This window comes from Mycobacterium palustre (assembly GCF_002101785.1).
Lineage (GTDB): Bacteria > Actinomycetota > Actinomycetes > Mycobacteriales > Mycobacteriaceae > Mycobacterium > Mycobacterium palustre.
The window spans coordinates 20526-31227 of the sequence record NZ_LQPJ01000083.1; the positions used below are offsets into that span (position 1 = coordinate 20526).

General features: G+C 71.2%; 8 protein-coding genes. All 8 read right to left on the reverse strand.

Annotation, left to right across the window (positions count from 1 at the left end; translation table 11 throughout):
• The 8 genes from trxA to AWC19_RS29625 all read right to left on the reverse strand — a co-directional run bounded on the left by trxA (position 1) and on the right by AWC19_RS29625 (position 9971).
• The gene (gene trxA, locus AWC19_RS08870; protein WP_085077690.1) at positions 1–354 is read right to left on the reverse strand and encodes a thioredoxin; all 354 of its coding nucleotides are present in this window, start codon (positions 352–354) and stop codon (positions 1–3) included.
• Complete coding sequence (trxB, locus tag AWC19_RS08875) at positions 351–1376, reverse strand: thioredoxin-disulfide reductase (RefSeq protein WP_085077691.1); 1026 nt, start codon at positions 1374–1376, stop codon at positions 351–353. Before trxB ends, trxA begins: the two co-directional genes overlap by 4 nt.
• 117 nt (positions 1377–1493) lie before the next feature.
• Positions 1494–2240 carry a hypothetical protein gene (locus tag AWC19_RS08880; RefSeq protein ID WP_085077692.1) on the reverse strand — a complete coding sequence of 249 codons (747 nt, stop codon included), beginning with the start codon at positions 2238–2240 and terminating at the stop codon, positions 1494–1496.
• Positions 2241–2297: 57 nt separating this feature from the next.
• Positions 2298–2891 carry an RNA polymerase sigma factor SigM gene (gene sigM, locus AWC19_RS08885; protein WP_085077693.1) on the reverse strand — a complete coding sequence of 198 codons (594 nt, stop codon included), beginning with the start codon at positions 2889–2891 and terminating at the stop codon, positions 2298–2300.
• A 65-nt stretch (positions 2892–2956) separates the two neighbouring features.
• A complete protein-coding gene (locus AWC19_RS08890) occupies positions 2957–6460 on the reverse strand; it encodes a murein biosynthesis integral membrane protein MurJ (protein WP_425436891.1) in 3504 nt (1167 codons plus the stop codon).
• Positions 6461–6609: 149 nt separating this feature from the next.
• The gene (locus AWC19_RS08895; protein ID WP_085077695.1) at positions 6610–8997 is read right to left on the reverse strand and encodes a DUF6049 family protein; all 2388 of its coding nucleotides are present in this window, start codon (positions 8995–8997) and stop codon (positions 6610–6612) included.
• Positions 8994–9731, reverse strand: coding sequence for an NUDIX hydrolase (locus AWC19_RS08900; RefSeq protein ID WP_085077696.1), 738 nt, complete (start codon positions 9729–9731; stop codon positions 8994–8996). Before AWC19_RS08900 ends, AWC19_RS08895 begins: the two co-directional genes overlap by 4 nt.
• Before the next feature lie 69 nt (positions 9732–9800).
• Entirely contained in the window at positions 9801–9971 is a 171-nt protein-coding gene (locus AWC19_RS29625) for a hypothetical protein (RefSeq protein ID WP_158090851.1), read from the reverse strand.
• Positions 9972–10702: the final 731 nt, after the last annotated feature.

The window sequence follows — 10702 nt, forward strand, 5'->3', positions numbered from 1 at the left end:
CTAGGTGAGGTTGGGAACCGCGTCGGACAGCTCGCGCAGCAGCGCCGCCTTGCCCTTGGCGCCGACGATGCGCTTCACCGGTTGGCCGTCCTTGAACAAGATCATCGTCGGGATGGAAACCACCTGAAAGTCGCGCGCCGTCTCCGGGTTGGCGTCCACGTCGAGCTTGGCGACCGTAAGCTGCTCGCCGCGCTCGTTGGCGATCTCCTCGAGTACCGGAGCGACCATCTTGCACGGCCCACACCACGTCGCCCAAAAGTCAACCAACACAGGCTTATTGCTCGACAGCACGTCCGACGAGAACGATGCGTCGGAGACTTCTATTGTGGCGCCACTCTTTTCGGCACTGGTCATCGTGGTGCTCCAATCAATGTGTCGGTACCCTCGGTGTTTCCGGACGCGACGCCGTCGTCCGGCGCCTCGGATTCGTGCTCGGCCAGCCATCGCTCGGCGTCGATGGCCGCCGCACAGCCGCTGCCCGCGGCGGTGACCGCTTGCCGATAGGTGCGGTCCACCAGGTCGCCGGCGGCGAAAACCCCGTCCAGCGTGGTGCTTGTGGTGCGGCCCTTGACAAGTACATACCCGTCGGGGTCGACGTCGATCACGTCGCGCACCAGCGCAGAACGCGGCTCGTGGCCGATCGCGACGAAGACACCAGTCACCGCGAGGGTCGATTCTTCGCCAGATATGGTGTCGCGCAAGCGCAATCCGGTGACCGTCGTGTCGCCCTCGACGGCGACGACGACGGCGTTGGTGACAAACGTGATCTTGTCGTTGTTGCGGGCGCGGTTGAGCATGATCTTCGACGCCCGGAATTCGTCGCGTCGGTGCACCAGCGTCACGCTGCGGGCAAAGCGGGTCAGGAAGAGGGCCTCTTCCATCGCGGAGTCGCCGCCGCCGATCACGGCGATGTCCTGGTCGCGGAAGAAGAACCCGTCGCACGTGGCGCAGGCGCTGACGCCCCGGCCCAGCAACTCCTGCTCGCCGGGGACCTGCAGGTAGCGGGCCGCGGCGCCCATGGCCAGAATGACGGCCCGGGCGTGGTGGGTTTCGCCCTCGGCGGTGGTGACCGACTTGATCGGGCCCTCCAGGGACACCGACTCGACGTCTTCCATGCGCAGGTCGGCGCCGAACCGCAGGGTCTGCTCGCGCATCTGGTCCATCAATTCCGGGCCGGTGATGCCGTCGCGGAATCCGGGGTAGTTCTCCACCTCGGTCGTGGTCATCAGTGCGCCGCCGAACGACGTGCCCTCGAACACCAGCGGCGCCAGCTGCGCGCGCGCGGTGTACAGCGCCGCGGTGTAGCCGGCGGGGCCAGAACCGATGATGATGACATCGTGGACGGTGTCGTGGGAAGCGGAAGTCGCGGCAGTCATGCGAGCCTTTCGGTGCGGAAGCTACGTCGTTGAACGCCAGGGTAGGCGCGGCTGTTCCCGTGGTGTTGGCACCACACTAGGTGAGGTGTGATGGCGGCGACCCGCCGCGCCCGGCCGCTAGGGCCGGGGGACCTGCGTGCTGGCCAGCAGCCCGGTGTCGGCGGCGCTGCAGTTCGTGGCCACCGCGAACACCGACAAGCTGTCGGGCGTGTCGCCCGGCAGCACGAGCAGCACGCCGGGGCGTGCGTTGATCTCGATCGGGCGCGCGCCCAGCACCCGTTCGGCCGCCGGGTATCCCAGCCCGGTCAGGCAGGAGGCGCGCCGGGAGGCGTCGCTGAGCGGGCCGAAGTCGGGGCTTTGGTGGACCAGCGCGACGATCTCGCTCGGCGCCAGCGGAACCGTCATGGGGGGCGTCGAGACGGTGATGTGCTCGGCGGTGGCCGGCGTGCTGGGCGTGGGCTCGGGCGCGGTGATCAGCGCCGCGGTGCCCAGGCCGATCGCCGCGAGCGCCGCGCCGATCCCGGCCACGGCGGCGACGAGCCGGGTGGGGCGCAGGCGCGGCCGGGCGGAATGGGCGGCACCGCTGTCGTTCGCCGACGCCAGCGCCGCCGAGACGCGGGCGACGACCTCGGGCGGGACGTCGGGCGCGGAGCCCGGGTCGGAGCCCATCGTGGCCACGTCGCAACGCACCCGGTTCAGCGCGCGCAGCGTCTTCTCCGCCTCGGGGTCTTGTCGGACCCGTCGGCGCACGCGGGCCGCCGAGTCGTCGTCGAGCAGACCGGCCTGCAGGTCGGCGAGGAGCTCGACCGTCAGGGGCGGTTCCGCGTCGGAATGGCCCGCGGAGGCGTTGTCGGCTGCACCCATCCGCCCCAGTGTCCGTCATGCGCGCAGCGAAGGCCACGCGCGGCGCGGCCCGGCGTCTCAGGGGGCGTGGCCGGCGGCCCGCGGTGCGCCGGCGTTGAGGTAGCCGAGCAGCTCGGCGAGGCGAACCCGGGCACGGGAACATCGGCTCTTGACCGTGCCCTCCGCGACGCCGAGCAGCGCGGCCGTATCGGCGACGGAATAACCCTGCATGTCGACGGCCACCACCGCGGCCCGTTGCTCGACGGGAAGCCGCATCAGCGCGCGTTGCACCAGAATCGCCGTCTCGACCTGGGCCGTGCGATCGGCCACCGGGTAAACGTCCTCGAGCGGGGCGGTCGGGTGGGCCTTGGCGCGGCGCAGCCGGTCCAGACAGGCGTTGAACACGATGCGGTGCAGCCAGCTGCCGACGGCGGCGTCGTGCCGGAACGATCCTGCGCCCCGGTGCGCCGAAAGCATCGCGTCCTGGAGCGCGTCTTCGGCGTCTTCGGGCGAGTGGGTGGTGAGCCGGGCCAGCCGGTGTAGCTGTCGGTGATGGCGGTGAAACAGCTCGCCGAAGGCCTCCCGGTCGCCGGCGACGTGGGCCGCCAGCAGCTCGGCGTCACTGCGTTCGCGCCGGCCTGTTACCCGGAAATCCCCGCTCCCGAACCCCACGGCCGGACAGTAACGAATCGGTGGTCGGGCAGCACTTCACCAACGCACCGATCTGTGAGCGTCCGTTAGGAGGCGGCCTGAACCGTGATTTCGGAGATGGTGGCCTGGCTCTTGCCGTTGGTGGTGCCCAGCGTGGAGATCCACACCAGCAGGTTCGACGTCGGCGAGCCGGCCCTGACGGGAATGACGTTGTGGCCCGGCTTGAGCGGGAACGCCTGCGCCAGCACGGTCGTGTCGTTCAGCGACGCCGGCGATGGCGTGGATGCCGAGCGGATCTCGACCTTGGTCCCGGTGCTCGTCGTGTCGATGGTCACCTGGCCCACCACTGTGGGCTTGGGCAGCTGCAACATCAACCCCTCGCCCTGCTTGAAAGAGGGGAACGGCACGGCGTCGGTGTAGATCTCGGTGGACCAGGCGGTGGAGGGGTCGCCGTCGATCGCCTGCCCCGCCTGACCCGGGTTATCGGCGTCGCCGTCGGGCGAATAGACGGACGCCTTGGTCGGCCTGACGACGCTCCCGGCGGTCGCCGAGCTGGTCGTCGACGACGTGGCCGACGAGGACGGCCCGTTGAGCCCGAGCTCCTCCTTGTTGAGGCCGCCGCCGACGTTGCCGAAGATCTTGCTGACGACCGACGCCAGCACCAGCAGGGCCACGACGATGATTGCGAGGGCCGCGCCGAGACCGATCAGCAGGTTGCGGCGGCGCCGCGCGAAGGTCGCGTACTCCTGCCCGGTCGACGGCCGGGGGCTAGGCGGTGGCGGGGAATCGTCGATCGGGCCGAGGATTTCGGTGCGGTCGGCGACCGCGGTGGCCTGCTGGAGCAGGTTCAAAAGCGTTGAGGCGCTGCGTATTCCGCCGTCTTCCTGAACCGCTCGGACGGCGACCGCGGAAATCTGGAACGGGATGTCGCGGTGCACGGCCATCGGTTCGACGGGATTGCCCGAGGCGTCCCGCTGGGCCGGTGCCAGGCCGCTGCGCACCCCGGATTCCGGCAGCGGCCACCGATTGACCAACAGTGCATACAGCGCGGCGCCGATGCCGCGGATGTCGCCCTGCGGGTTGGCGTCGGGCATCGTCGCTGGGTAGGCCAGCACCACGTCGCCCTCGATGCTGACGCGCACCCGGCTGGGGTGGTCGATCGACAGGGCGACGCCGGCGCGGTGGGCCGCCTCGGCGGCGGCGGCCAGCGACTGCATCGCCCGCACGGCGCCGACGGGCGACGGCGAGGTGTCGGCGACCTCCTGCAAGGAGCCGCCGCGGATCCATTCCGCGACCACCAGGCCGCCGGAGCCGGTGTGGACGACGTCGAGCACGCGGGCGATGCCGGGCTTGTCGACCCGGCTGAGCCGCAGCGTGCGGGCCAAGATTTCCTGCAGCACCTCGTCGGGCAGGGCGCCGTCGGGATCGACGAAGGTCAGCGCCACCTGCCGGTCCAGCTTGGTGTCCAGCGCCTGCCAGAACTGCAGGGGAGGGGCGCCGCCGTGAAAGACCAGCAGCCGGTAGCGGCCACCGGCGATGCGGGCGCCAGGAACCAGGTGGACGTCCTCGGCGGGCGCCGCCGACTCGCCGCCGCGCTCGCGGGGCGCATCGAACGGGATCGGCCCGCGGGCGGCGTCTTTCGGCAAATCGCCGTTCGGCCGCTCGTGCATGCGGGGGGCCGGCTCCTCGGGCGCGTGGCCCTGCGGGATGTCGGGCTGGAAGTCGTCGGCGACCGGCCGTGCCCGGTCGGCGGGCAGCTTGGCTCCCGATCCCACGCCGGATCCAGCGCTGGGTGCGCTATCCACTGGGCGGTCGGTCACCTCCGGTCCTTTCGCTATCCGGGCGCTGGCTACCCGCTCCGGAGGCCTGCGCCGGATCGGCTCCTGGACCGCACCAACCCCCGGCGGGGACGAATTCCTCTGCTCAGGGTACGTGACGCCGGGCCGCCGAGACGATCCCTCCCGCGCAGCCCGTTTGCCGGAAGCTATCGGCGGGCTGGTGGCCAGGCCGCGGCCCGACGCGCGGCGCAGGACCGCGTCCAGGGCGGCGCGCGCCTCTGGGACCCGCGCCCGGAACATGACGGTCGCCATGATCGGCAGCATGATCGTTGCCAGCATCAGCAGCCGCAGCAGCGAACCGGCCGCGCCGTACGCGGAGGTGAGCCCGCCGAGCCCGAGCAGCCGGTCGGCGACGTGCGCCAGCAGGCCGGCCAGCATCGAGGCGACGATCGTCACCAGGATCGTCCGCAGCCCGTCGACGTCGATCAGCTGGCCGCCCTTGGGCAGCAGGGCGCGCCGCAGCAGGTAGTAGCCGACGACGGCGCCGGCCACAAAGCCGATGCCGTTGGCCAGGCCGAGGAGGCCGGCGACCAGCTTGGGGTCGCCGGTGAGGTGCGGCGCCAGCACCGAGCCGACGATCTTGACCGCCGTGATGACCAGGATGATCACGATCGGGGTCCAGGGCTGCTCGCGCGCGTAGAACACGCGCAGCTGCAACAACACCAGCCCGTAGGGGATCAGGGTGAACGCCGACAACGCGATCGACGCGCCCAGGTAGCCGGCGTCGACCCCGCCGAAGTTGCCGTAGGCGAACAGCGCGCTGCCGATCGCCGGGCCGCCCACCGTCATGAACGCGACGATCGGGATCAGCGTGATCAGTGTCAGGCGGGTGGCCAGGGACAGGTCGCCGAGCACGGCCGCGGTGTCGTTGGCGGCGGCGTTGCGGCTGAGCCGGGGCATCACCACCGTCAGCACGGTCACGCCGATCATGCCGAACGGCAGCTGCAGCACCAGCCAGGTGTAGTTGTAGATCGCGGGCCCCGAGGCGGCCGCCGTGCTGGCGATCTGGTTGCCGACCACCAGGCCCAGCTGGCTGATCAGCACGTAGAGCACCATCGCGCCGGCCATGGTGCCAAACCGCTTGAGCCGCTGGTCGATTCCCCACAGCGGGCGCAGGCTGACGTGCTGGCGGTGCAGCGCGATCAGCAGCACCGCCGTCTGCGCGAACACGCCCAGCGTGGTGCCGATGCCCAGCACCAGCAGCTTGGCGTTGCCCATCTTGACCGGGTCGACCGACAGCTCGCCGGGCACCGCCAGGTACACCCCGAGGGTGGCCAGCGCGACGAGGTTGTTGACGACCGGCGCCCACGCCGTCGGCCCAAACACGTTGCGGGTGTTCAGGATTGCCATGAACACCGAGGTCAGCCCGTAGGCGAGCACCTGCGGCAGCAGCAGGTAGGCGAAGGCGGTGGTCAGCGGCTCGTTGACCTGCGGGGCGCGGCCCAGCATCAGCCGCACCAGCAGCGGCGCGGCCAGCACCGACAGCGCCGTGACGACCAGCAGCATCGCCGTGGTCAGGGTGACCAGTCGACGCACGAACGCCGCGCCGCCGTCGGGGTCGCCCTGCTCGGCGCGGGCCAGCACCGGCACGAAGATCGCGGTGAATGTCGCCTCCAGCACCAGCGCCGCGACGAGGTTGGGCAGCTGGTTGGCCACCGAGAAGGCGCTCGACAGCGCCGCGCCCAAAATCGCGGCCAGCACGACGATGCGGGCGAAGCCGGTCAGGCGGCTGACCAGGGTGGCGAACGCCATCGCCCACGAGCGCGAGACCAGGGCGGCGTCGGACAGTTCGGCGCGGCGGCGGGCCAGCTCGGGCACCGGGGGCAGCGGGCCGGTCGGCGGACCGGGGCGTGACGGCCGTGCCGGGGGCGGCTGCGGGCGCGCCGGCCGGTAGGCGGGGTTCATACGCGGGGCTTTTGCTCGACCCGATCCTCGATCTCGTCGTGCAGGTCGGTGGGTCGGGGGTGCGGTGGGTCGGGCCGGTCCAGGTCGGCTGGGTCGGGCTGGCCGCGGAACCGGTGCCACAGCCGGCGCCCGGCCAGCAGCACCAGCACCGCCGCGGCGGTCAGCGTGATCGCGAACAGCACCTTGCCGTAGGCGTTGGAATGCACCGACAGGCGAACCGGGTCGCCCAGCTTCATGCCGTCGGGTGTCCGCAGGGTCACGTCGACGGCGACGCGTTGGGTGAAGTTCACTTCGATGGGCACCCGCAGCGGCAGGTAGCCCGGCGGCAGCTCGATCTGCCCGACGTCGGTGACGGTCATCCCGGGTGGCGCGTCGACCTGCAGCCGGACCCGGATCGGGACGGCCAGGCCGTTGTGCAGCGCCAGCGGCAGCGGGCTGTGCTCGGTGGCCAGGGTGTAGGAGCCGCCGGGGTTGACGATCGTGACCGCGCCGAACAGGTCGTTAATTGTCTTGCCGACGACCGCGAGCCGCTGCTGGGCCAGCCCGTTGCGGGTGTCGGGCGGCTCGGACTGGCTCAGCGCGCGCAGCATGTCTTCGCGCAGCGGCGCGGTGTACTGCACGCCGGTCAGCCCGGTGCGTTCGTCGGTGGTCAGCGCCGACGTCAGGCCCCACAGGCGGCCGACCTGGCCGGCGATGCCGGCGGTGACGTCGTTGGTGAAGCGGCCGCGCCCGGAGTCGTAGCCGCCGGGCTGATCGGCCGGCTCGTTGCGGGCGGCGGCCTCGGCGATCACCGCCGGCAGAGGCCGCGGGACGGCCAGGCCGGAGCGGATGGAGGTGGCCAGCGCGGTCAGCATGGCCTGCGCGTCGTCGGCCTGCAGATCCCAGGTGGCCGGCGGGACCAGCAGCTGGGTGCGGGGCGCGGCGTCGTGTTGCAGCGGGTGCCAGAAGATCGAGCCCAGGGCGTCTTGGCGACGCGCGGTGTCGGAGTCGTGCGAAAGGCGCACCGACAACGACGGGTCCAGGTAGGTGGGGGCGACGGGGTCGCTGCCGGCACCGGCCAGCGCGGCGCCGACGGCCGGGTCGAACGGCGCCATCACCACCCGCGGCGACAGGCGCCGGGGGGCGGTGTCGACGTTGGCGGGGGTCTCGCCGCCGGATTCCTGGGCGGACAGGTGCCCGGCGGCGATGGCGACGGTGCTGTCGGCGCTAAGCAGGTTGACCGCGCCGCTGGTCAGCGGGCCGTCGGGCAGCAGCGTGGCCCCTCGGGTCGACGGCACGTCGAGGATGCGGTCGACGATCCCGCTGACGCCGTGGGTGGCGATGTCGCTCAGGCCGGGGTCGTTGACGCGTTGCAGGGCGTCGAGGTCCGCCTGGGCGTACGGCAGCGGCGCCACGCAGGTGTGGTGGGCCAGCGCGCGCAGCCGGTTGAGCCAGTCGGTGGCGGCGGCCTGACCGGTGCCCGGGTGCGTCGGCGTGCCCGGCAGCTGGGCCGACCCGTCGGGGGAATTGGACACCACATAGCCGCCCGCCATGGCATTGACGGTGACCAGCAGGTCGGGGTCGACGGCCAGGCACAGCGCGCGGCCGACGGCGCCGTCGGGGTCGACGTCGTGGCTGGTGGCGAACTCGGCGGCGGACAGCAGGGTGTCCAGCCGGCCGCCCTTGGCGAGCGAGGCGGCCAGGTCGTCGTCGATCAGCCGGACCGGGATGGTGCCGCCGGGCACGCCGGGGGACAGCCGGGGCCGGTCGGCCAGCGGCCACAGCATGGTGATCCACACCGGCTTGGAGGTGTCTGGCGCGACGGCGGCGTCCAGGTCGTCGGCGCGGTCGGGAGGCACGCCGATTACCGGTAGCAGGAAGCGCGCGTTGTCGAGGCGGGCGGGGGCGCCGTAGTCGGGCGTGCCGTTGACGTTGACCAGGACCGGATAGATACCGGGCTTGTCGACGCCCAGCGACGGCTTGGCCGGCGAGCGCAGCGGCGCCGTCAGCGTGAAACCCGCCTGCTGGCCGCGCGGCAGCTCGGGCGCCACCGTGAGAAAGTCCGCGGCCGCCTGGTACTGGTCGGTGCTGCCGTCCAGCGAGGTGCGCAGGGCCGCTGAGGAGGTGACCGCCGCGGCGTGTTCGAGGCGGACCATCACGTCGCGCACGGGGCGGTCGCCGATGTTGGTCACGGTTCCGCTGACGGTGACGACGGGCGGACTGGTCGTGGTGACCACGTCGGGGGTCACGTGGTCGATGCGGACGCGGACGAACGGCGTGTCTGACGGTTCGCCGGCGTCGGCGCGCGGCGCCGCCGGCCCGGTGAGCACCGCAAAACCGGTCACGATGCTGACCACCGCGGCCAGGCGCAACAAGCCGGTCCAGCAGAGTCGCGGTGCGCTCACGGCCCCGGCCCGTGACCGTTCTTGCGGCCCGCGACGGGTTTGTCGGAATGGCGGGTGCGCGAATGCGTCTGCGGGCGTCGGCGGGGCGAGCTGGGCGGCAGCGGCGGCAGCGCCGCGGGGCCGTCGCTCTGCAGCTTGTCGATCAGCTCGTCGGCGACCTGGGCCAGGCGGCGTTCGTCGGCGTAGGCGAGCCGGGACGGCAGCTCGCGGATCGGCACCCACGCGACCTCGGCGACCTCGAGGTCCTCGTCGCACAGCTCGCCGCCGGAGAAGCGCATTAAATAATGGTGCACGGTCTTGTGCACGCGGCGCCCGTCGGTGACGAACCAATAGTCGATGCGTCCGAGCGCGGCCAGCACGCTGCCCCGGATACCCGTCTCCTCGGCGACCTCACGGATGGCGGTCTGTTCGGCGGTCTCGCCCATCTCGATGTGGCCCTTTGGCAGCGACCACAGCATCCGCCCGCGCCGGTCGATGCGCCCGATCAGCGCCGCGACCTGCTCGTCGCGCGGCCCGTCGATCCCGTCGATGACCAATCCGCCGGCCGACGTTTCGTGCACCGTGCGAAGCCGCTCCGGCACCCGGCGCGGCGAGCGCGATCGGCGCGATTTGGTTGCCGCCGAGTCGCCGGCCGCTTGGACGTCCTTGTTGTTGTCCTCGGTCGCAGCGGCAGCGCCACGACGCCGGCGCCGCCCTCGGCGGCGACGCGGTTTTGCTTGTTCGCCGTCCGACACCCAAGCGATAGTAGCTGGCAGGGGTCTGTCTTCCGGAGATACTCGCCGCTAGGAGGGTCGACGACGGATTCAGATCGGGCCTATCGCGTGCGCGACGGCGAAGGCTGGAATGAACACGAATGGCGGCAGAGGCGCTGCCAAGCTACCGATGAACATGCCGCGGCCGGCTTCACCCCACTTTCCCGGAGCCTTCACCATGACGGCGCAGACGCCCGTGTAACGCTCGCCCGAGCCGGGCATGAAGACGAGGTCACCTTGACGGTTACGGTATGACCCGCGAAAGGCCCGTTGGGGTCGGCCGTAATGCCTCCTGGTGCGAAGAAGTTGCCCGCGTCGTATTTGATCCGAACGGAACCGTTGGCAAGCTGCGTCACGCTGCCCCTGGGTGTGCCAACCTTCACCTGTCCCGGCGCGCCGGTCGACGTCTCTTCGACTGATGGATTTTGACGGAGCACCACAAGTCCGTTCTCGTAGTCGATTACGTCGTGACTTTGGTGTCCTCGGGATCGAAATGGGCCCCGGGACCCCTGTTGTTGCCAAGGTCCCGAGTATTCGGCGGAAAGTTTGTCACATCCCGTTGTGAGATCCATTGTGAGACACGAACAATTCCCTGCCCCGGAACGGGGCGAGGCTCGCCGAGTCCCGTTGCGGCGTCGGTCTTTTCAAATGCGATGTCTTGCGGGACGCAGCCGACTGCCGCCGGCATCGTAGGCGACCTCAGCCCGGTCCAGCGCGCCACGCAGCGCCGCGGCCACGGCAGCCGTCAGTGACACGGGCAACGGTATGCGCGACACCGCACGCCTCGTAGTGGTGCAGCTTAAAGAGGGGACGCCCGAAACGTCGGCCCGCCCCTCTCCGCCAGCGGCGGGCGTCGTCGCAAACCAAACCGCTAGGTGTACCCGGCCATAACGTTGGTTACAGGCGGCTGATGGGTGGTAGGCCGCTGAGTGCGCTGTGGCGGCGTTGAGTGT

What these genes read in the sequence shown, in the direction of transcription:
- trxA (WP_085077690.1), bottom strand. Translation starts at nt 354, where the DNA reads ATGACCAGTGCCGAAAAGAGTGGCGCCACAATAGAAGTCTCCGACGCA.
- AWC19_RS29625 (WP_158090851.1), bottom strand. Translation starts at nt 9,971, where the DNA reads ATGCCCGGCTCGGGCGAGCGTTACACGGGCGTCTGCGCCGTCATGGTG.
- AWC19_RS08880 (WP_085077692.1), bottom strand. Translation starts at nt 2,240, where the DNA reads ATGGGTGCAGCCGACAACGCCTCCGCGGGCCATTCCGACGCGGAACCG.
- trxB (WP_085077691.1), bottom strand. Translation starts at nt 1,376, where the DNA reads ATGACTGCCGCGACTTCCGCTTCCCACGACACCGTCCACGATGTCATC.
- AWC19_RS08890 (WP_425436891.1), bottom strand. Translation starts at nt 6,460, where the DNA reads ATGGCGTTCGCCACCCTGGTCAGCCGCCTGACCGGCTTCGCCCGCATC.